Raw genomic sequence first — 20881 nt, 5'->3', positions numbered from 1 at the left:
TGCCGGGCCCGCGCGCCCGGCAGGCGCTACGAGAACAGCCCTGAACGTGCGAGGCTGAAAGCGCCCCGACCACGTCCCACCGCACCCGAGGAACTGACCGCGATGAGCCCCGCCGAAGGCGACCGTGAACCCCAGCGCATCCTGATCGTCGACGACGAGCCGGCCGTGCGCGAAGCACTCCAGCGCAGCCTCGCCTTCGAGGGTTACGACACGGAGGTCGCCGTCGACGGCGCGGACGCCCTGGAGAAATCCACGGTGTACCAGCCCGACCTGGTCGTCCTCGACATCCAGATGCCGCGGATGGACGGCCTGACCGCCGCCCGCCGGATGCGCGGCGCGGGCACCACGACGCCGATCCTCATGCTGACGGCCCGCGACACGGTCGGCGACCGCGTCACCGGCCTCGACGCCGGCGCCGACGACTATCTGGTCAAGCCCTTCGAACTCGACGAACTCTTCGCCCGCGTACGGGCGTTGCTGCGCCGCAGCTCCTACGCGGCCGCGGCCGTCGGCGCCCCCGCCGACGACGCGCTCACCTTCGGCGACCTCCGCATGGACCTCGCGACGCGCGAGGTCACGCGGGGCGGGCGGCCGGTCGAGCTGACCCGCACGGAGTTCACCCTGCTGGAGATGTTCCTCGCCCATCCGCGCCAGGTCCTCACCCGCGAGCAGATCCTGAAGGCGGTGTGGGGCTTCGACTTCGAGCCGTCCTCCAACTCCCTTGATGTGTACGTGATGTACCTCCGCAGGAAGACCGAGGCGGGCGGCGAGCCGCGTCTTGTGCACACGGTGCGGGGTGTGGGGTATGTGCTGCGGTCGGGTGGGGCGGAGTGAAGCGCGTAGTACGCCGGTTCACCTCCCTCCCGATCCGGACCCGGCTGTCGCTTCTGGTCGCGGCGGCGGTGGCGTTCGCGGTGGCGGCCGTCTCGGTGACGTGCTGGTTCATCGTCCAGGGGAAGCTGTACGACCAGGTCGACGACGATCTGCAAGCGGCTGCCACGCCTCAGCCGTACTCACAGGTCGTGGCCGCACTGGAGAGCTGCGCCCAGACACCGCCGCCGAAGAACGAGGACTTCGGCGCCCGGGACACCTACTACCTGCAACTGGTCAAGGCTGACGGAACGCCCTGCGTCTCGGTGAATTCCGAGGGCACGGTCAAGGTCACCAGCGACGACACGGACGTGATCAAGAACGCGGACAACGACAACGGGATCTTCCGCAACGGAACCGACACCGACGGGAACGCCGTACGCATCCTGACGGTCCCGCTGACCGTCACTCAGGGCCCGAGCCGGCCGCAGCTGTACGCCGACACGGCACTCCTCATCGGCATGCCGCTCAAGAGCACCCAGAGCACCCTCAACGACCTGGCCCTCATCCTGCTCCTCGTCTCCGGCATCGGAGTCCTCGGCGCCGGCGCCGCCGGTCTCGCGGTCGCCCGTGCGGGCCTGCGGCCGGTCGACAAGCTCACCGAAGCCGTCGAGCACGTGGCCCGCACCGAGGACCTCTCCGTCCGCATCCCCGTGGAGGACGAGAGCGAGGACGAGATCGCCCGTCTCTCCCGCTCCTTCAACTCGATGACCGCCTCGCTCGCGACCTCCCGCGAGCTGCAACAACAACTCATCGCCGACGCAGGTCACGAACTACGCACCCCCCTCACGTCCCTCCGTACGAACATCGAGCTGCTCACCCGGAGCGAGGAGACGGGGCGGCCCATCCCCGAGGCGGACCGTAAGGCGCTGCTCGCGTCCGTGAAGGCGCAGATGACCGAACTGGCCGCGCTGATCGGGGACTTGCAGACGCTGTCGCGGTCGGACGCGGGGACGCCGGCGGACCGCGTACAGGTGGTGTCGCTGCAGGACACCGTGGAGGCGGCCCTGCGCAGGGCCCGCCTGCGCGGCCCGGAGCTGACGATCACGGCGAACGTGGACCCCTGGTTCGTACGGGCGGAGCCCTCCGCGCTGGAGCGCGCCATCGTGAACATCCTCGACAACGCGGTGAAGTTCAGCCCCGAGGGCGGCACGGTCGACGTCACCCTCAAGGACGGCGAACTGACCGTACGGGACCACGGCCCGGGCATCCCCGCCGACGAACTCCCGCACGTCTTCGACCGCTTCTGGCGCTCACCGAGCGCACGAGCCCTCCCCGGCTCGGGCCTCGGCCTGTCCATCGTGGCCCGTACGGTCCAACAGGCGGGCGGCGACGTGGCGTTGAGCCCGGCCGAGGGCGGCGGCACGGTGGCGACGATCCGGTTGCCCGGCGCCCCGACACCGCCGCCCGCGCTGGAGTGAGGCGGCCCCTTCCCCCGAGGGCCGGTCTCAGCCCGCCTGGGACGGGGTCTGCTTCATGCCGTCGACCACGGCACGGTTCTTGATGGCCATGGTGAAGTTCACCGTGCCGGCCTTGATCAGGACGCCCTCTTCCTTGTACTGCTTCACCTGGACATTGCGCGCACCAAGGTAGACATGGGTCTTCTTGTCGAAGATCCACTCCTCGCGCTGCCCGCTGGTCTCGTCCAGCCGGGCCACCGCCACCCCGTGCCGACCGACCGCGTCCACCGCGTCGTCGACCACGACCACGCCCGGGATCTTGGCGGCGGCCTCGAACAGCGCCGGGTACAGCTCCGCCGGCGGGTAGCTCTCGGCGAGCAGGTCACCGACAGTGGTGAACGCCTGCTGGTCGGGGGTGTTCCCCTGGCCCTTGGTCTCCTTGTAGATCTTGGCCAGCAGTTCGTCGGGGTCGGTGGTCAGCTTGGTCAGGTAGTCGTACGACGGGCTGCCCAGGTGTGCCTTCGGGGTGTTGCCCTGCTCGTCGGGCAGGCTCAGGGTCTCGCCTTCGGGACCGTCGTTGACGGCGGGGTCGATCAGCCAGCCCTTGACGCCGTCCGGGGACTCCCACATCTGCCGGCGGTGCAGCTCATGGCTGGCCAGGCTGGACTTGTCGTCGACGGTCTTCACGAAGGTGTCGGCCAGCACGGACTCGATGTAGATGTACTGACCGGGCTTGACGGTCGGGTGGTCGCCCTCCGCCGCCGCCAGCGAGATCTGGTCGAGCAGCTGGGGCACGCCCTTCGCGGACGCGGTGCCGACGTCGGTGGTCAGGGCCGGTCCGGTGGCGACGCCGCTGTCGCGCACCCCGCTGCCGTCACCGCCGACCGCCACCACTCCGGCGATGACGACTGCGGACAGGGCGGCCGCCATCGCGGGCAGCGTGATCGCGGGGCGCGGCAGCCGGAATCGCCGGGCCTTCTGGGGAGCCGCGGCGGCCATCCCCGTAGCCCCCGTCGTCGCCGTGCGCTCTTCCCGCTGAACCTGCTGAACCTGCTCGTGGATCTGGGCCATCAGACGCTCCTTGTGGAACTGGTGGCAGCCCGTCGGCAGGTCACGCGCCGTCTGGGACAGGAGCTGTGCCTCCTGGTCCCACTCGGCAGGGTGCTGCCGGGACGTGTTCGCGTTCATCGGTTTCCTTCCTGTGCGGGCCGGATCGCATTTACGTGATCGCCTCTTGTCTGTCGTACGGGGCGGGTGCCTTCCCGTTTCTCGCGAACTTTCTTCAACGCGACGTCGGAGGCAGTACGACCCAACTCCCCTTGCTCCACGGAGAGTTGAGGCATGGCGAGTTGAGGCATGGCGAGCTGGGCCTCGGCGATCGAGCGCAGTTTCTTGCGGGCGCGGGAGAGGCGGGAGGCGACCGTCCCGACGGGAATACCGAGCGCCTCCGCCGCGGCCTCGTAGTCCAGGCCCTCCCCCAGGCAGAGCGTGATGACCTCACGCTCCGGTCTGCGCAGGGTCGCGAGCGCGGTGAGGGCCGTGGCGAGCCGGTGCCGGTCGTCGACGCGGTCGGCGACCTCCTCGGCGTGGTCGGGCACAGCGAGCTCGGCCGCGGCGGCCGCGTTCGCGGCACGGCGGTAGCGCCGGTTGCTGCGGTACTGGTTGCGCGCCGTGTTCGTGGCGATGCCCAGCAGCCAGGGCCGCAGCGAGCCGCCCTCCGGGTCGACCCTGCCGCGCAGCTTCCACGCCTCCATGAAGGTCGCGGCCATCACGTCCTCGGCCGTCGACCAGTCCGCGGTCAGCCGGAACGCGTGGTTGTAGACCGCACGGGCGTACGCGTCGAAGAGTTCGGCGAAGGCGCTCGAATCTCCGGCCCGTATCCGGGTTCGCATATGAGTGGTCACCTCAATGAGCTGTACGGCGGGAGGGGCCGCCTTCCCGTGAGCTGCGTCACAGGGAAGGCGGGGCCGGGTTTGCCCGCGAGGCGGGGCCCGTGCGAGTCTCGGGCATCATCTCCGCGAAAGGCTGACCGTGATGCCCGGCATGGTTCCAGGTCTGGTCCTCGGCGACTTCTCCTCCCGCGCTTCGACGCGGGAGCGGTAGCCCTTCCTGCGAGACCTGCCCGACCTACGAGCCCGTACCGCGCGATACCGCGAGACGGGCCGTCTGCCACGCACGGCGGCTTCTCCACTTCCTTGCTTCCCCGCTTCCCCGCTCCTCGTCGAAGTGCTCTTCGTGTCCCCGCACGTTCGAACACGAGGAGTACGTCGTGTCCACGACGCCCACGATCAACTGGTCCGAAGACGGATCCGACCGATCTGATCAGCCCACCCGATCCGCCCGCTGGCACTCCGAGAGTGCCATGCCGCCTCCCCGCCGGGTCGTCGCCGCCGACGACCGCATGAAAGCCGCCACCGCATACCAACTGGCCTGCGAGGGAAGGGCGTTGCTGTGGCAGGGCGACTTCCACAACGCGCGCCAGCTCCTCCGGGCGATGGGCCGCCGAATCGACCGGAAGTCGAACCCCACCCGGCCCGATGCGACCCCCACCGAGTCCTTCCACCTCCACCGCCGGGCCCGCGGCCACCGCGCCCGCGTACTGGGCAGACTCCTGGTCCTGCTGGAGGACGACCACTCCCTGAGCCTGCGCCGAGCGCCGGACGTACGCCGTGCATGCACCGAGGCGTACGGGCCACCGCGAGGCGAACGAGCGGTCTCCCTCACGGAGTTGCTGGGTGTCGTCGGGGCACATCAGTGGCGCGAGAGGGGTGTGGAGGTACCGGCCCTGGGAGCCGGATCCGGAGCCGGCGACCGCATCCATCCTCACTACGGCGTGTTCTCCCCGGTCAGAGGTGAGTACATCGACCTGGCGGCACAGGCACCGCTGCCCGCGAACCCACGTACGGCGTTCGACCTCGGTACGGGAACGGGGGTGCTGGCCGCCGTACTGGCCCGCCGGGGCCTCTCCCACGTCGTGGCGACCGACATCAGCCCGCGCGCGCTGGCCTGCGCCCGCGAGAACGCCGACCGGCTGGGCCTCGCCGACCGCATCGAGGTCACCGGCCCCGCCCTCTACCCCGAGGGCCGCGCCGACCTGGTGGTCTGCAACCCGCCCTGGCTCCCCGCCCGCCCGACCTCGACCGTCGAACAGGGCGTCTACGACCCGGACGGCACGATGCTCCACGGGTTCCTGCACGGCCTGGCCGCCCACCTCAACCCAGGAGGCGAGGGCTGGCTCGTCCTGTCCGACCTGCCGGAACACCTGGGCCTCAGAACACGCGAGGCCCTCCTGACCGCCATCACCACGGCGGGCCTACGCGTGACGGGCCGCCTCGACACGAGCCCCCGCCACCCCCGGGCCCGGGACACCACGGACCCTCTCCACCGCGCCCGAGCTGCCGAAGTCACTTCACTGTGGCGCTTGATGCCCGACTGACGTTCCGGAGGAAGAGGGCCCAGGGCCCCGCCCGGAAGACCAGGACGGGGCCCACCACCGGCGGAGTGAGCGAAAGCCGGCGCTCACTGCCAGAAGATCTCTTCCACCACGATCTGGGGATCTTCGGTTCGGCGGACGAAGGTGTACTTCAGCCAGCCGTTCCCCTTGTCGAAGAAGCAGATGTGGCGGCCCTTCGGATCAGTGGACCGGACCGGCACGATCCTTATGCCCTCGGGGAGCCCGGCATCAGCATCGATGCCGCGGAAATACGGGTCTTTCGCCGTGACCAGTTCGGCGCGCGCAGCGATCACGATCTCACGCACGTGATCGGGCAGTGCCTCGAAGGCGGCAAACGCGTCGAGCCGCCAGTCCGCCTGCCAGGGCGGCCCCATGAAGCCATCGGTCACTCGCCGGGCTCCAGTTCTCGGACCCGGTTGTGAATCTTCGCCGCCTCTTCGAGGAGGGCCTTGGCTTCGGCGATGTCGGTGGACTCGTACGCGGCTCGGTGTTCGAGATCGCGAACATGCGCGTCCAGCTCGGGGTCGCGAGCGATGGCGTACTCACCCCACCAGAGGGCCATGAACGCAGGCACCGGACCGATGTCGTAGGCGTCGGCGATCGCCCACTTCCAGTGCCCGTCGAAATCCGGGAGAAGTTCGGGAGTGTGCTCGGCAATGGCCTCGCGCAACGCCTTCGGGGTCCGCTCGGGCATGGGGGGGATGGCCGGATCGGATTCCGCAGCGTGAGCAGTCATGGCCGATGCCCTCCTTCGACGCGTCGTGTCTACGACCATAGTCGCGCTCACCATGCCCGCGCGGATTGTCCGCGCACCGGCTCCGAGGGAGACAGCTGCTCAGACGCCAGGGGGTCAATGGTCGTGATCTCTGCCATGACGCCACCGTGGCGGGACCACACACGTTCGCGTCTCGGTTTCCCGCTCGAATTCACCCGATGGCGTTCACTCCCGCCTCACGCTTGACGCCCTCCACGAACGCGGACCAGGACAACGCCGAGAAGACCAGCGGTCGGCCCGCCGGGGTCTTGCTGTCGCGCACGGGGACCATGCCGGGGTAGCCGTCGGCGACCTCGACGCAGTTCGTGCCGCCCCCGTCGCTGTAGGACGACTTGCGCCAGGCAGCGGTGCTGAGGTCAGGGGTGTACTTCATGACCTGTGCTCCTCCAGAACGCCTCGGGTGAATGTCAGCGAGTCCAATAGCGGATCTTCGACACCTCTTCGAGGAGAGCCTGAGCCTCGGCGAAGTCGTCGGTTTCTGCCGCACGGCGGTGAAGGTCCCTCACGTGAGCGTCGGGCCCGGGATCACGGGCAATCGCGTACTCGCACCACCAACGAGCCACGAAGGCGGGTACAGGGCCGAGATCGTATGTGTCGGCGATCGCGCGCTTCCAGTGACTGTCGAAGTCGGGGAGGAGCTGGGGCGCGTCCTCGGCGATGGCCCTACGCAGCGCCTTCGGGTCCGCTCGGGCATGGGAGGGACGACCGCATCGGGTTCCGCAGCGTGGGCAGCCATGGCCGCCGAGGGGTCTGTGGTCGTGATCTCTGCCATGACATCACCGTGGCCGGACCACACACCGTTCCGTCCAGGTTTCCCGCCCGCTTCATCCGGCGGTGTGCACACCCACCCCACGGTTGACACCCTCCACGAACGCGGACCACGACGCGGCCGAGAAGACCAGCGGACGGCTCGCCGGGGTCTTGCTGTCGCGCACGGGGACCATGCCGGGGTAGCCGTCGGCGACCTCGACGCAGTTGTTGTCTCCCCCGTCGCTGTAGCTCGACTTGCGCCAGGCAGCGGTGCTGAGGTCAGGGGTGTACTTCATGACCTGTGCTCCTCCAGAACGCCCCGGGTGAACGTCAGTGAGTCCGACGGGGGCAGCGCCAAGTCTCGGAGCCGATCGTAGGACAAACGGTGCCGCAGGATCCCTTCCGGATCGTCGATCAACTCGCCGCCGCCGTTGCCTTCCTTGTAGGCAACGGCACTTCCGTCCTGCTGCCACAGCAGAGTCAGTGATCCGTCGATGAGGTGGTGCGTTCCGGCAGCGAACGGGAGCACCTGTAGGACGATGTTGGGCCACTTGGCGACGGCTTCGATACGAAGCAGCTGCTCGTGCCAGGTCGTCGCGGTGGCAGCTGGGCGCCGGAACGCGTACTCGTCCACGGTGAAGCGGACGTTGGGCGCCGGATCTCGCCGCAGCAGTAGCTGCCGCCCCATGCGGGCAGCGACCTGTTCGTCAACCTCTTCGCTGTTGCCAGCCGTTGCCTGGGCGCCAGACAACACCTCGCGGGCGAACTCCTCGGTCTGCAACAGCCCCGGCACTCCGAGCGTGAGCTTGTGCATGACCCGCGCCGTGGCCTCCAGCCGCATGAACTCCTTGTACTTGTCCTTGAACGCGTCGTGCCGCGCCACCTTCCAGAGCTGAACCAGCAGGTCACCGGACCCGTAGTAGCGGTCCAGGTCCTCCATGACCGCCAGCTTGGACAGCCGCTTGCCCGCTTCCAGGCGGCTCAGATAGCTCTTGTCGTACGCCGTCTCCTGGGCCAGTTGCCCCAGCGACTTCCCGGCCTTCTCCCTCAGGTGCCGAAGGGTCCGCCCGAGCCCCGCGAGCCCCGAATCTCCTGCCCCGTCAACAAGTTCGCCCACCGTCACCCCTAACCGTTGCCTGGCGCTCCAGACAACACCGACCCCCTTCCGCAGCGTACGTCCAAGCAGTGACGATCGAGACACGAACGGTAATCACCGCTCGTCAAAGCCCCCTTGTCCAGAAGGAGCACTGCCATGGGCCGACTCGTCACAACGCTCTGCGAGTTGCTGTTGCGCGTACTGCTGCCCGCCAGGGGCCGACATCGGGCGAGGCCCGCCACCGCCCCGCCCGACAGGCGTGAGGCGTGGGCGCCCGTCGCACCCGTATGCCGGTGCCAACTCACCTACGGGGCAAGGTCCTTCGAGTGGGACACACCCCTCGTTCGCCCGTACCTCCATGACGTGGAGATGTCCGCATGACGGGCCCGCTGCGTCTGCTGCCGTGGACGACCCCGGAGGGCAAGCCCTGCTACCTGAGCACCGACAGCGAGGAGAGCAGGCTCTCCCGGCTCGCGGACGATCTGGAGGCGGCGCAACTGGACTCCGGCGAACAGGTCCTCACGGGAGCCAGAGCCGTGCTCGCCGACACCGAGGCGGGCGAACGTGCCGTGCGGTTCGCGCTCACCAGGGCGGTGGAGTGCCTGGGAGACGTACTCCGCGTCGCGGTCAGCCGGGGTGCGCGTATCGGGGTCGGCAAGGACGAGGGCGACGAGTGGTGACACGGCTGCCGGACGGTGCGGGGCTCAGTAGTAGCCGAGCATTCCGGGGGAGTCGATGTCGACGGTGAGGAAACCCGGCGGATAGTCGTCCTCGCGCCCCGTCAGGATGATGGACATTCCACCGGTCTCCAGATGCGGCGTTGCGACGTAGATCGCGTGGCATGCGTCCGGGCCGCCCCATCCGTCACGGACCATCGCGCCGACCGTGGCCGCCGCCGCCTGGCCGAGCGGGTCGATCTGGATCCCCGGCAGCGCGAGCAGCCGGCTCGCGGCTCCTTCGTCGCCCACTTCCGTACTCATGAGGCAGAGCGCCGGGACATGGAGCCAGTCACCCGGCGTGTGCGCGACGTTGTCCGCCAAGCGGTGCAGGGCGACGTGGCCCTGCGTGAGTGCTGTCGCCGCGCTGGTATCGAGAATGATCACGCCGCATGCCCTCGTCGAGCGTGGGCCTTCTCCGCCGCCATCGCGTAGACATTGGCCAGGACGTCTGGCCCGTTGTCGAACTCCTCGTCGGTCAGAGTGCAGCCCATCCGCTCACGCAGGGCCTTGCGCGTGGCCGCCACACGCTCGGCGATCTGCTCAGCGGTCGGCTGCTCGGCCGCCAACTGCTCGACAAGCTGCCCCAGCGTGAGACCACGATCCTTGGCCACCTGGGCCAAATGATCACGCGCTTCTTTGGACACCTGAATGGTGGTGTGCTGTGCCATGGATTCACCATAGCGCGGCCACACCCAGACAGCAGGGGTCATCACCCTCACGGAACACCCCCGAACACCCGTCCGGGGAGTCACGAGAGATCAGCCTTCCCGACCCGACGCCCGGCCCGCCCCTCAGCCGACGAACAGCCGCCCCATGGATGCCCCACAGGCAATGCGCCTACTGTCACTTTCAAGCAGCGTGCGGCACGGGCGCGGAAGCGGCCGTGGAAGCCGCCGTGGACAAGCACGGGCGCAGGCACAAGTACAGGCACAGGTACAGGGAGAGCAGCCATGAGCGAAGAACTGCACGACCACGACAGAGGTCTCTCCTTCGACCTGCCGACGCTTCAGCGAAGGAAGATGATCCGGCTACTGGCCGGTGTCGGCCTGGTGCCGCTGGTGGGATGCAGCAGCGACGACTCGGCCTCCCCGTCCTCCTCGTCCTCGTCCTCCTCCTCGGCCGGTTCGTCCTCCTCCGCCGCCTCCTCCGGTAGCGCCGAGTGCGAGACCATCCCCAACGAGACCGCCGGCCCGTACCCCGGTGACGGCTCCAACGGGGTGAACGTCCTGAAGGAGAGCGGTGTCGTCCGCAAGGACATCACCTCCAGCTTCGGGTCGGCGAGCGGCAAGGCGGAAGGCGTGCCGCTGACCGTCACCCTCACCGTCGTCGATGCCGCCTCGGGCTGCGATACGCCCAAGGAGGGCGCCGCCGTCTACCTCTGGCACTGCGACCGGGACGGCAACTACTCCCTCTACTCGGAGGGCGTCACCGAGGAGAACTACCTGCGCGGCGTCCAGGAGACCGACGCCAAGGGGCAGGTCACGTTCACCAGCATCTTCCCCGCCTGCTACACCGGCCGCTGGCCCCACATCCACTTCGAGGTGTACGACAGCCTGGAGGACGCCACCAACGCCACGTCCATCACGGCCACTTCGCAGCTCGCCTTCGCCAAGGACGTATGCGACACCGTGTACGCGTCGGACGGCTACGACCGCAGTGTCCAGAACATGAGCCAGCTCTCCCTGGAGACCGACGGCATCTTCAGCGACGGCTACGACCAGCAGCTGGCGACGACCAAGGGCAGCGTCGAGAAGGGCTACACGGCCACGCTCACGGTGCCGGTGTAGGTGCGCCGACGCCGACCGAACCGACTTCGCCGTCAGGCTCCTTCGGAGGACGCATTGCCGGTGTCCCAGGCACCGGTTGCGGCGGTTTCGCGAGCGTATTCCGCGAAGTCGCGGGGCGGCCGACCGAGAACGCGCTCGACGGTGTCGGTCACCTTGGCCCTGTGGCCGTCGAAGACCTCGACCATCAGGTCGGCCAGTTGCGTCGCGTACTCGGCCGGCACGCCTCGCCCAGTCAGCGATGAGACGAACTGCTCGGGCGTGACCGGCAGATAACGAACCTCCCTGCCGGTCGCCTTCGCTATCTCGCCGACGGCATCGGCGAAGGTGAGCAGTCGTGGTCCGGTCACGTCGTGGATCCGGCCGGCATGGCCGTCTTCGGTCAGCGCCGCGACAGCGACATCCGCGATGTCCTCCGCGTCGGTGAACGGCTCCGCGACATCGCCGGCCGGAAGGGCGACCACACCGGCCCGGACCAGTTCTCCGAGGAACGCCTCGCTGAAGTTCTGCGTGATGAACCCCGCCCGCACGACGGTCCACTCCGCACCCGAGTCCCGCACCGCCTGTTCGCACCGCTCGGCCTCGGCGGAACCGCGGTCGGCGAGCAGGACGAGGCGACGGACGCCGCAGGCCACCGCCAGGTCCGCGAAGGAACCCACGGTCCTGGCCGCGCCGGGGAACGCCGCATCAGGATAGAAGGCCACATAAGCCGCGTCCATGCCTCGCAGCGCGGGTTCCCACGTGGTGTCGTCCTGCCAGTCGAAGGGCGGGTCAGCACGCCGTGAACCAACGCGTACCGCCACGTCACGGGCTACGAGCCCGGACACGACCCGGCGTCCGGTCTTGCCTGTCCCCGCAAGGACCAGAGTTGTCGGCGCTGTCGTTGTCGGTGTTGTGGTCGGTGTTGTCGTAGTCATGATCCACAGTCCACAGGAATGGCCGACGATGGGCCATGTTCGCGGCTCGCAGGTCCATAATCCCGCGTCTTACACTGGGCCGATGGACCCCTTGTCGATCTTGCTCGACGGAGCCAGGGCCAGGGGGGCGTCCGTACTGCGGACCGCCCAGAGTCCGCCGTGGTCGGTGCAGGTGCGGGACAGGGCGCCGCTCAGCGTGGTGGCCGTCCTGCGCGGGACGCCCTGGGTCGTGCCCAGTGCCGGCGACGCGCTACGACTCGACGCGGGTGATATCGCGATGATGCGCGGCCCGGACGCGTTCACCTTCGCCGATGATCCCCGCACTCCGGTCCAGGTGGTCGTTCGGCCCGGCCCCCGACGGACGACACCGGCCGGCATGGAACTGGCCGAGGACCCGGACACGGGTGTGCGCACCTGGGCCAACAGCACGCGGGCCCGCGACGACGGCGCGGACGGCTCGTCGGTGCTGCTCATCGGCAAGTACTGGCGACCGGGCGAGATCGCCATGCGACTGCTCAGCGCCTTGCCGCCCCTTCTGGTCATCCCCAGGGCCGCCCACGGCGAATCCGCGGTGGTGTCGCTGCTCGCCGAGGAGACCGTGCGAAACGAGCCGGGCCAGGATCTCGTGCTCGAACGGCTTCTGGACCTCCTGCTGGTCGCCACCCTCCGCGCATGGTTCATCAGGCCCGATACCGATACGCCGGCCTGGTATCGGGCCAACGGGGATCCCGTCGTCGGGCCCGTCCTGCGACTCGTACACGGCCACCCGGCCCATCCATGGACGGTGGCCGCGCTCGCCGAGCGGACCGGGGTGTCCCGAGCGACGTTGGCCCGCCGCTTCACCCGCCTCGTCGGCATGCCACCCATGGCATATCTCACCGAGTGGCGAATCGACCTGGCCGCCGACCTCCTCAAAGAGTCGGACGCCACGATCGACTCCATAGCCCGTCAAGTCGGTTACGGCAGCGCATTCGCGTTCAGCGCCGCTTTCAAACGAGCCCGCGGGATCAGTCCACAACACCACCGCGACCGAGTGTGACCGCGGATCCCGGAGCGCGGGCATTCAGAGTTCGTGTCGACGCAGATCGAGGCGCCTCCACCCCTCCCCCGGGGCGGAGGCGCGTTCGCGTTCCATGGCTCGGCAACCTTTTCCGTGCGGGCGGCGACCACCAACCGACGTCTCCCTCCACAGAGTTGAACGGATGCCGCCCGTGAGCGAGAACCGCAGCAAGGCCCGCCACCGCAGGCGGAGGACCAGCGTGGTCGTCGGCGTTCCGATGGTCCTGGGCGCTGCCGGGGTCATGGCCTACGGCACCGCGCTCGGCGTCTTCGGCGAGGGCGCCCAGCCGAGGGCCTCCGCCGCGACCAAGGCGGCGGCCGCCACCCTCACCGTGGCCAAGGACGGCTCCGGCCAGTTCACGACCGTCCAGGCCGCCGTCGACGCCGTCCCCGTGAACAACCCCTCCCGCGTGGTGATCTCGGTCAAGCCGGGCACGTACCGCGAGATCGTCAAGGTCCCGGCGAACAAGCCGCACGTGACCGTCCAGGGCACGGGAGCGAGCCGCAAGGACACCGTCATCGTCTTCAACAACGCGGCCGGTACGGCGAAGCCCGGCGGCGGAACGTACGGAACGAGCGGCAGCGCGACCGTCGCCGTCGAGGCCGACGACTTCCAGGCCCGCAACCTGACGATCAACAACGACTTCGACGAGGCGAGGAACCAGAGCCTGAGCGGTCACCAGGCCGTGGCGCTGCGGACGGCCGCCGACCGGGTCCTCCTCGACGGGATCATCGTCGACGGCGACCAGGACACCCTGCTCCTGGACACCGCGGCCAAGGAGAGGCTCGGCCGGGTCTATGTCACCAACTCCTACGTCAGCGGCAACGTCGACTTCGTCTTCGGCCGCGCGACCGCCGTGATCGACCAGTCCGTCATCACCCTCAAGAAGCGCTGGGACGGCAGTTCGGCGGGGTACATCACCGCGCCCAGCACCGCCGCCGACCGCAAGGGCATCCTCATCAACCGCTCGGTCGTCAACGGTGACGTGTCCGCCGGGAGCTTCTTCCTCGGCCGCAACTGGCACGCGGGCGGCGACGCGACCCTTCGTCCGCAGACCACGGTCCGCAACTCCACGCTCAGCGCCGCGGTCAAGTCGACCCCGTGGTCGGACATGGGCGGCTTCTCCTGGAAGAACGACCGCTTCGCGGAGTACAGGAACACCGGCCCCGGCTCGGGCGCCGCGAGCGGCGACCGCCCGCACCTGACCGACGCCCAGGCCACCGGCCAGGAGGTCGCGGACTGGCTGGGCGACTGGAACCCGACCCCCGCCTGACAGCCCGACCCCGACGTCACGCCCGTCGGCACCGATCCGCACCCACCCGGCTCGTCATGCCGGTCCACACCCGTCCGGCTGGGGAGTGCGAGCCACGAGCCGCTCCCCAGCCGGCGCCCCCACCCCCACCCCGCCACGCCCTTACGGGCACGGCTGCGGTTGCAGCAGCCTCATCGTCGTCTCCGCGTCCACCGGCAGCACCGGCATCGGGCCCGCCAGCCCCGCGTACACCCCTCCCCGCGCCATCAACTCCTCGTGCGTGCCCTCCTCCACCAGCCGGCCGCCGTCCACGACCAGGATCCGGTCGGCGTCGGGGGCGAGCGTCAGATCATGGGTGATCATGACGGTCGTACGGCCGGAGACCAGGCGCCGCAGCGGCTGTACGACCCGGCGGGCGGCGGGTCCGTCGAGTCCGGTGGTCGGTTCGTCGAGCACGAGGACGGGGGCGGCCCGCAGGATCGCGCGGGCGAGCGCGACTCGCTGGAGCTGGCCGCCGGAGAGGGTGGCCGTGCCAGGTGCGATCTCCGTGTCGTACGCGTCCGGCAGCGCGGTGACGAAGGCGTGGGCGTCGGCGTCCCGCGCGGCCCGCTCGATCTCCTCGTCGCTCGCGCCCGGCCGCCCGCAGCCGATGTTCTCGCGGATCGTGCCGTGCAGGATCAGCGTCTCCTGGGGCAGCAGGGCGACGTTCTCGCGCAGGAACTCCAGGGGTACGTCCGTGAGCGGGACGCCGTCCAGGCAGATCACGCCCGCGGTGGGGTCGTAGAAGCGGGTCAGGAGCTTGGAGAGCGTCGACTTTCCGGCGCCGCTCGGGCCGGTGACGAGGACGAACTCGCCGGGTCGCGCGGTGAACGTCACGTTGTGGAGGGCATCGCGCTCCCCGCCGCCGCCCGGGTAGCGGAAGGAGACGCCGTGGAAGCTGACCCAGCCGCGTACGGGCCAGGGCCGGACCGGTTCGGCGGGGTCGGTGACGGCGGGTTCCGCGTCCAGGATCTCCTGGAGCCGCTGGGCGCCGGCCGTCGCGGCGGTCAGTGTCAGGCCGAGCTGGCCGAGGTCGCGGATCGGCGGGTAGAGGTAGCCGAGGAAGGCGGCGAAGGCGAGCAACTGGCCCAGCGACATGCGTCCTTGGGAGATCTCCCAGGCACCGAGCCCGATGACCGCGAGCACGCACACCGTCTCGACGACCTCGACGAACTGCTCGTACAGCTCACTCGCGCGGGCGCCCCGCACGCTGGCGCGCAGCCAGGCCCTGGCCTCGCGGTCGAGGCGCTTCTCCTCGGCGCGGCGGCGGTTGTAGGCCTGGGTGAGTACGACGTTGCCCAGTGACTCCTCGACCACCGAGGTGATCGCGCCGTCGGCGGTGCGCTCGTCCTGGGCGGCGGTCCTGATGCGGCCGGCGAAGCGGCGGGCGGCGACGAGGAAGAGGGGGGCGAGGAGGAAGGTGACCAGGGCGAGGTCCCAGCGGAGCCAGAGGGCGGCAGCGGAGTAGAAGAGCGCCGAGAACACGGCGGAGACCGTTCCCACGACCCCCGACACGACCATCTGCTCGATGGCCTCGACGTCACCGGTGAGCCGTTCGACCAGATCGCCCTGCCGGTGCTTCTGGAAGAAGTGCGGCGGCAGGTCCTGGACGTGCCGGAAGACGCTCGCGCGCAGCCTCAGTACGAATCTCTCGGCCGTCCAGACCGCGAGCGAGTTCCCCAGGTATCCGACGATCGCGCCGAGCACGGCGACGCCCAGCCAGGCCCCGGCCGGCCCCCAGAAGGCGGCGAGCGAACCGGCCTTGAGCGCGTGGTCGGTCAGCTCCGCGAAGAGCAGGATCGAGGCCGTCTCGGCCAGCGCCGACACGATCACGCACGCGACGATCAGCAGCAGCCACTTGCGGTCGCCGCGCGTCAGCGGCCAGAACCGCGCGAATGCCTCCCGGACTTCCCGCATGCCGTCACATTTCCTTTCCTGAATCCCTGGTTCCCGGTTACCGCTTCCCGGCCACCCGGTTCTCTGGTTCCCTGGTTCGCGCAAAAAACAGCCGACAAATGGCCGAGGCGGGGTCTCCGGAACGAATCCGGAGACCCCGCCTCGTGGCAGTGGCTACTTCTTGCCGACCGGGCGACGCTGCGGCTTCTTGGCACCGGGCTTCGGCGCGGGCTTCGCGGCGTGCTTCTTCGGGGCGGCGGGCTTGCGGTTCTTCTTGACCGGGGTGATCTTGTGGAAGCTCATGAGACGTCCCTCTTTCTTCTGCTTCTTCTGCGGTGTATTTCCGTTTGCCGTAAGCCCCGTTCGGCTTCGACATGGAAAACACTACGAGACCGCGGAAGCGAAAACCGCCAAATCCGCTGAGACCTCGATTAATTGCGGCTGAGATGGATTTTCAGGGACCCGCGGGAACCGAACCGCAATTCACACAGACTTTATTACGCCGCTCACCCGGAACTTACTTATCTCGCCGGGCTACTTGCCGATCGCCAGTCCCTGCCCGGTGACCCGCACTCTGATCCCGTCCTTCTGCACCCGCACGTCCCGCAGGCTCAGTTCGCCCTTCGGGGGCTTCGGGAGGCGGAAGCCGATGGAGAGGCGGTCGACGAGGGCGGGGCGGGTCAGGCGGGAGAGCCCGTCGAGGAGGGCCAGGTCGAAGCCGAGGCGCTTGAGGAGCTCGGGGTTCTCCACGGCCAGGTCGATGAGGTTGACCTTCATCAGCTGACCGGCGAACCGCGGGGAGCCGGTGAACTCCTCGAACTTGGAGTCGTCGCTCAGCGCCTCCTGGACCGCGGAGTCCGGCACACCGATCCGCTTCGCGATCGACGGCACCGACAGCAGCTCCTTGGCCTTCGCCTTCTCCTTGGCCAGGCGCGTGGCGGACTTGCGGGTCAGGTGCAGGCCCTGGGACTCGCGGGTGCCGGGCCGGAAGGTGGCCAGGTCGCCGATGTCCAGGCGCATCCCGCCGACCTCGGTCGAGATGCCGCGCTCGCCGTCGCGCTTGATCCGCGCGTCGGCCCGCATCCGCAGGTCGTGCCCGGCGACGGGCAGCACCCCGCGCGCCCGCACCTCGTCGCCGCCGTGACCGGTGAACGTCATCTGGGACGCGCCGAGTTCACGGTTCAGGTCGTCGAAGGAGAGCAGCACCTCGCCGTGCAGCTCGGGGATCCGGACGCCCCGCAGGGAGGTGGGTCCGCCGTCGACCCGTACGCCCGTCGCGGTGGCGGAGACCTTCGCCAGGGAGACCCGGTCGGCCGCCACGTCCGGGACGGTGACCGAGACGGAGTCGAGCCGCTGGTCGAGGATCTGGGTGACGAAGGGGAAGCCGTCGATCTCGACCTCGGGGGACGCGCTCAGCTTCAGCTGGTCCCGTACCTTCTCGGCCGCCGTGCGCTCGGCGTACAGAAGCGCCCAGCGGTCGCCGAGGGCGAGGAAGGCGGCGAGGACGAGTACCGCGATGACGGCCTTGACGGCGAGGGACAGTCCGGTGAAGGGACTTCGCCTGCGCCGACGGGTGCGACGGCGGGGGCGGGCTCCGGAGTCCCGGGAGCCGCGGCGGTGGTTGGGCGGTGCCCACTCCACCTCCTGCCCGGCCCCCTCGATCACGGCCGGCTCCTCCACCTGGAGGAAGTCCTCAAGGGGTCCGTCGTCGAGGGCGGCGAGATCCTCGTACGGGTTCGGAGGGGAGTGGGAATGCGCCGAGATGGGATGGGGGGTACGCATCGACTGATTCGACCATGCGTACCAACCCCACCCGCAACTCCAATAGACCCTTTGCGATCTACCTCACGGACAGATCGCCGTTACCGGGTGGCTACTTCACGACGGTGATCCGGTCGGCCGCGGGCGGCGCGATCGGGTTCGTGGCCGAGGAGTTCGCCAGCAGGTACTTCTCCAGGGCCGCGAGGTCGTCGTCGCCCACCAGGTCGCCCGTGCCCTGACCGAGGGTCGTGAAACCGTCTCCGCCGCCCGCGAGGAAGCTGTTCGTCGCGACGCGGTAGGTGGCGGCCGGGTCGATCGCGGCACCGTTCAGCTTGATCGAGTCGGTGACGACACGGTCGGCGCCGGCCTTCGTCAGGTCGAGCGTGTAGGTGAGCCCCTTCGAGATCTGGAGCACCTTCGGGGAGGCCGCGTTCACGCCGGTGACCTGCTCCTTGAGCACCTGGACGAGCTGGGCTCCGGTGAAGCTCTGCAGGTTGACCGTGTTGGCGAACGGCTGGACCGTGAAGCCCTCGGCGTAGGTCACCACGCCGTCGCCCTCGGTGCCCTTGGCCGCGAAGGTGAGCGGCGCCCGGATACCGCCCGGGTTCATCAGCGCCAGATCGGTCTCGGGGTCCAGCTCCTTGCCGTACGCCAGCTGCGCGTCGGCGATCAGGTCGCCGATCGGGGACTCGGTGCCGACGTTGGAGATGTCACCGGAGATGTAGCCGATGGGCTTGTTGCCGATCGGCGCGGCGAGCGTGTTCCACTTCGTGATCAGCTCGGTCATGTCCGTGGCCTTGGGCACGGTACGCGTCACCACGTGGTTCGCGGAGGCGACGGCGGTCCGGGCGATGTCGCCGGTCCAGCGGTCGTACGTCAGCGTCGTGTCGGTGTAGAGCCGCCCGAAGGACGCGGCCGAGGTGACCATGCGGGGCTTGCCCGACGGGTCGTTGATCGTGCACGCGTACGCGGCATGGGTGTGGCCGGTGACCAGTGCGTCGACCTTCGGCGTGACGTTCTTGGCGATGTCCACGATGGGGCCGGATATACCGTCACCGGCACCGGGCGAGTCGCAGTCGTAGTTGTACGCCGCCGAGGCGGGCAGTCCGCCCTCGTGGATCAGCGCGACGACCGACTTGACGCCCTGCTTCTCCAGCTCCTTGGCGTACTTGTTGATCGTCTCGACCTCGTCCTTGAACTTGAGGCCCTTCACACCCTCGGCGGAGACGACACCCGGGGTGTCCTCCAGGGTCACGCCGATGAAGCCGACCTTGACGCCGTTCTTCTTCCACACCCAGTAGGGCTTGAGGATCGGCTTCTTGGTCTTCTCGTCGAGGACGTTCGCCGCGAGGTACGGGAAGTCGGCGCCCTTGAACTTCTCGCCCTCCACATAACAGCCGTCCGTGGGGTGGCAGCCGCCCTTCTGCAGACGGCCCAGCTCCTTGGCACCCTCGTCGAACTCGTGGTTGCCGACGCTCGTCACATCGAGGTCGAGCTTGTTCAGCGCCTCGATGGTCGGCTCGTCGTGGAAGAGCCCGGAGATCAGCGGGGAGGCACCGACCATGTCGCCGCCGGCCGCCGTGACCGAGTACTTGTTGCCCTCGCGCGCCTGGCGCAAATGCGTCGCCAGGTACTCGACACCGCCCGCGTCGATCGTCTTGCTGGTGCCGTCCGGCTGAAGCTCGGTGACCCGGCCGGAAGAGCCGGCCGGCGGCTCCAGGTTGCCGTGCAGGTCGTTGAAGGAGAGCAGCTGGACGTCCTGGTAGCGGCCCGGCTTCTGGTGGCCGGGCTTCTTCTTGCCCGTCTCGCCCGCGGACGCCGGCATCGCGGCGACGAGGGCGCCGACGGTGGCGACGCCCGCGGCCGCCGCGAGGAAGCGGGTGGTCCGGCGTCTGCGTCGGTACGGATGAGGTGTGGCTGACATGTGCCCCCCTGTGGGTCGGCTGATATGTGGGCCCCGTCCCGGCGCAGCCTAGAGTCAACGCGCGTAGCGCGACAGGGGGTTCAGGGTTACGGACTGGTTGCCGCGCGGGGCGATTCACCGCGAACCGGACAGGTCGCGGGCCGACGGCGCGCTCTCAGCGCACTCCCGGCGCACTGGCCGCGTCCACACTCGTCGGGCCACTTCGCCATGAACCGGACACGTCGTACTCTCGTACTCATGACCAGCGAAGACACCGCACCGGCTGTCCCGGCCCGCTCCCTCGACATCCTCTCCGCGCTGAGCCCCGAGCAGACCGAGGCCGTGCTCGACCTCCTCGCGGAGGCCACCCGGGCCGACGGACAGCAGGCGGTGTCCGAGCAGGGCCGGCTGCAGCTGCGCGGCGGCGCCCGGGAGGGGGTCCGGCATCTGCTGCTGACCTCCCGGGACCGGCTCGTCGGGTACGCGCAGCTGGAGGACACCGATCCCGTCGAGGCCCCGGCCGCCGAACTGGTCGTCCACCCGGCGCACCGCGGGCACGGGCACGGGCGGGCGCTCGGCAACGCGCTGCTCGCCGAGTCCGGCAAGCGGGTGCGGGTCTGGGCCCACGGCGGCCACTCCGCGGCCCGCCATCTCGCCCAGGTCCTCGGCCTCACCCTCTTCCGCGAACTGCGGCAGATGCGGCGGCCGTTGACCGACCTCGACCTGGCCGGGCCGAAGCTTCCCGACGGCGTGCACGTACGGACGTTCGTGCCCGGTGAGGACGACGCGGCGTGGCTCGCCGCGAACGCCGCCGCCTTCGCGCACCACCCCGAGCAGGGTTCGCTCGGACAGCGGGACCTCGACGACCGGAAGGCTGAGCCGTGGTTCGATCCGGCCGGGTTCTTCCTCGCCTTCCGGGACGAGGAACTGGTCGGGTTCCACTGGACGAAGGTCCATGCGGAGGAGGGGCTCGGCGAGGTGTACGTCGTGGGCGTACGGCCCGGGGCTCAGGGAGGCGGGCTCGGCAAGGCCCTCACCACGATCGGGCTTCGGTATCTGGCGGGGCGGGGGGTGCCGACGGCGATGTTGTACGTCGATGCGGACAACACGGCTGCGGTGGCTGTCTATGAGCGGCTCGGTTTCGTCACGTTCGAGACCGATTTGATGTATCGGACGGAGTCCTGAGCCTGGTGGGGCTACGGACC

23 protein-coding genes are annotated in these 20881 nt (G+C 69.4%); 8 read left to right on the top strand and 15 right to left on the bottom strand.

Annotation, left to right across the window (positions count from 1 at the left end; all coding sequences use genetic code 11):
• Positions 1-102: 102 nt before the first annotated feature.
• Entirely contained in the window at positions 103-834 is a 732-nt protein-coding gene (locus ACIBEI_RS47400; RefSeq protein WP_307522764.1) for a response regulator transcription factor, read from the top strand.
• Complete coding sequence (locus tag ACIBEI_RS47395) at positions 831-2291, top strand: sensor histidine kinase (protein WP_398897522.1); 1461 nt, start codon at positions 831-833, stop codon at positions 2289-2291. Before ACIBEI_RS47400 ends, ACIBEI_RS47395 begins: the two co-directional genes overlap by 4 nt.
• A 27-nt stretch (positions 2292-2318) precedes the next feature.
• On the opposite strand, the gene ACIBEI_RS47390 is transcribed toward ACIBEI_RS47395, so the two are convergent.
• Positions 2319-3458, bottom strand: a complete 1140-nt coding sequence (locus ACIBEI_RS47390; protein ID WP_398897521.1) for a CU044_5270 family protein — start codon at positions 3456-3458, stop codon at positions 2319-2321.
• Positions 3455-4162, bottom strand: coding sequence for an RNA polymerase sigma factor (locus ACIBEI_RS47385; RefSeq protein ID WP_398897520.1), 708 nt, complete (start codon positions 4160-4162; stop codon positions 3455-3457). Before ACIBEI_RS47385 ends, ACIBEI_RS47390 begins: the two co-directional genes overlap by 4 nt.
• Positions 4163-4539: 377 nt before the next feature.
• On the opposite strand from ACIBEI_RS47385, the gene ACIBEI_RS47380 reads away from it, so the two are divergent.
• Positions 4540-5706: a methyltransferase gene (locus ACIBEI_RS47380; protein ID WP_398897519.1), complete on the top strand. Its 1167-nt coding sequence runs from the start codon at positions 4540-4542 to the stop codon at positions 5704-5706.
• A gap of 83 nt (positions 5707-5789) precedes the next feature.
• On the opposite strand, the gene ACIBEI_RS47375 is transcribed toward ACIBEI_RS47380, so the two are convergent.
• The 6 genes from ACIBEI_RS47375 to ACIBEI_RS47350 form a co-directional block, all read right to left on the bottom strand.
• On the bottom strand, positions 5790-6113 hold the full coding sequence (locus ACIBEI_RS47375; protein ID WP_398897518.1) for a hypothetical protein: 324 nt from the start codon (positions 6111-6113) through the stop codon (positions 5790-5792).
• Entirely contained in the window at positions 6110-6460 is a 351-nt protein-coding gene (locus ACIBEI_RS47370; protein ID WP_398897517.1) for a hypothetical protein, read from the bottom strand. The genes ACIBEI_RS47375 and ACIBEI_RS47370 overlap by 4 nt, the downstream gene beginning before the upstream one ends.
• Before the next feature lie 190 nt (positions 6461-6650).
• A complete protein-coding gene (locus ACIBEI_RS47365; RefSeq protein ID WP_398897515.1) occupies positions 6651-6872 on the bottom strand; it encodes a DUF397 domain-containing protein in 222 nt (73 codons plus the stop codon).
• Positions 6873-6906: 34 nt separating this feature from the next.
• Positions 6907-7158, bottom strand: coding sequence for a DUF6247 family protein (locus ACIBEI_RS47360; protein ID WP_398897540.1), 252 nt, complete (start codon positions 7156-7158; stop codon positions 6907-6909).
• Between the two features lie 165 nt (positions 7159-7323).
• Complete coding sequence (locus ACIBEI_RS47355; protein WP_398897513.1) at positions 7324-7545, bottom strand: DUF397 domain-containing protein; 222 nt, start codon at positions 7543-7545, stop codon at positions 7324-7326.
• Positions 7542-8366 (bottom strand): helix-turn-helix domain-containing protein, encoded by an 825-nt coding sequence (locus tag ACIBEI_RS47350; RefSeq protein WP_398897511.1) that lies wholly within the window; start codon positions 8364-8366, stop codon positions 7542-7544. The genes ACIBEI_RS47355 and ACIBEI_RS47350 overlap by 4 nt, the downstream gene beginning before the upstream one ends.
• A 356-nt stretch (positions 8367-8722) precedes the next feature.
• On the opposite strand from ACIBEI_RS47350, the gene ACIBEI_RS47345 reads away from it, so the two are divergent.
• The gene (locus ACIBEI_RS47345) at positions 8723-9025 is read left to right on the top strand and encodes a hypothetical protein (RefSeq protein WP_359726695.1); all 303 of its coding nucleotides are present in this window, start codon (positions 8723-8725) and stop codon (positions 9023-9025) included.
• Positions 9026-9049: 24 nt separating this feature from the next.
• On the opposite strand, the gene ACIBEI_RS47340 is transcribed toward ACIBEI_RS47345, so the two are convergent.
• Positions 9050-9448: a hypothetical protein gene (locus tag ACIBEI_RS47340; RefSeq protein ID WP_398897508.1), complete on the bottom strand. Its 399-nt coding sequence runs from the start codon at positions 9446-9448 to the stop codon at positions 9050-9052.
• Entirely contained in the window at positions 9445-9732 is a 288-nt protein-coding gene (locus tag ACIBEI_RS47335) for a hypothetical protein (protein ID WP_398897506.1), read from the bottom strand. The genes ACIBEI_RS47340 and ACIBEI_RS47335 overlap by 4 nt, the downstream gene beginning before the upstream one ends.
• 282 nt (positions 9733-10014) lie before the next feature.
• On the opposite strand from ACIBEI_RS47335, the gene ACIBEI_RS47330 reads away from it, so the two are divergent.
• The gene (locus tag ACIBEI_RS47330; protein ID WP_398897504.1) at positions 10015-10851 is read left to right on the top strand and encodes an intradiol ring-cleavage dioxygenase; all 837 of its coding nucleotides are present in this window, start codon (positions 10015-10017) and stop codon (positions 10849-10851) included.
• A gap of 32 nt (positions 10852-10883) precedes the next feature.
• Here the strand turns inward: ACIBEI_RS47330 and ACIBEI_RS47325 are convergent, their stop codons facing one another.
• A complete protein-coding gene (locus tag ACIBEI_RS47325; protein WP_398897502.1) occupies positions 10884-11765 on the bottom strand; it encodes an NAD(P)H-binding protein in 882 nt (293 codons plus the stop codon).
• An 82-nt stretch (positions 11766-11847) separates the two neighbouring features.
• On the opposite strand from ACIBEI_RS47325, the gene ACIBEI_RS47320 reads away from it, so the two are divergent.
• Positions 11848-12804 (top strand): AraC family transcriptional regulator, encoded by a 957-nt coding sequence (locus ACIBEI_RS47320; protein ID WP_398897500.1) that lies wholly within the window; start codon positions 11848-11850, stop codon positions 12802-12804.
• Positions 12805-13042: 238 nt separating this feature from the next.
• Positions 13043-14098, top strand: a complete 1056-nt coding sequence (locus ACIBEI_RS47315) for a pectinesterase family protein (protein WP_398897539.1) — start codon at positions 13043-13045, stop codon at positions 14096-14098.
• Positions 14099-14239: 141 nt separating this feature from the next.
• On the opposite strand, the gene ACIBEI_RS47310 is transcribed toward ACIBEI_RS47315, so the two are convergent.
• The 4 genes from ACIBEI_RS47310 to ACIBEI_RS47295 all read right to left on the bottom strand — a co-directional run bounded on the left by ACIBEI_RS47310 (position 14240) and on the right by ACIBEI_RS47295 (position 19697).
• Complete coding sequence (locus ACIBEI_RS47310) at positions 14240-16033, bottom strand: ABC transporter ATP-binding protein (protein WP_398897498.1); 1794 nt, start codon at positions 16031-16033, stop codon at positions 14240-14242.
• Positions 16034-16186: 153 nt separating this feature from the next.
• Positions 16187-16315: a hypothetical protein gene (locus ACIBEI_RS47305; protein ID WP_257678082.1), complete on the bottom strand. Its 129-nt coding sequence runs from the start codon at positions 16313-16315 to the stop codon at positions 16187-16189.
• 231 nt (positions 16316-16546) lie between these two features.
• The gene (locus ACIBEI_RS47300) at positions 16547-17794 is read right to left on the bottom strand and encodes a DUF2993 domain-containing protein (protein WP_398897495.1); all 1248 of its coding nucleotides are present in this window, start codon (positions 17792-17794) and stop codon (positions 16547-16549) included.
• A gap of 91 nt (positions 17795-17885) precedes the next feature.
• Entirely contained in the window at positions 17886-19697 is a 1812-nt protein-coding gene (locus ACIBEI_RS47295) for a bifunctional metallophosphatase/5'-nucleotidase (RefSeq protein WP_398897493.1), read from the bottom strand.
• Between the two features lie 237 nt (positions 19698-19934).
• Between ACIBEI_RS47295 and mshD the strand changes: the two genes are divergently transcribed.
• On the top strand, positions 19935-20861 hold the full coding sequence (mshD, locus tag ACIBEI_RS47290; RefSeq protein WP_398897491.1) for a mycothiol synthase: 927 nt from the start codon (positions 19935-19937) through the stop codon (positions 20859-20861).
• Positions 20862-20881 lie beyond the last annotated feature (20 nt).

Origin of the sequence: Streptomyces sp. NPDC050988, assembly GCF_044456225.1 — a bacterium.
GTDB lineage: Bacteria > Actinomycetota > Actinomycetes > Streptomycetales > Streptomycetaceae > Streptomyces.
This window is presented reverse-complemented; position numbering and strand designations above follow the sequence as displayed.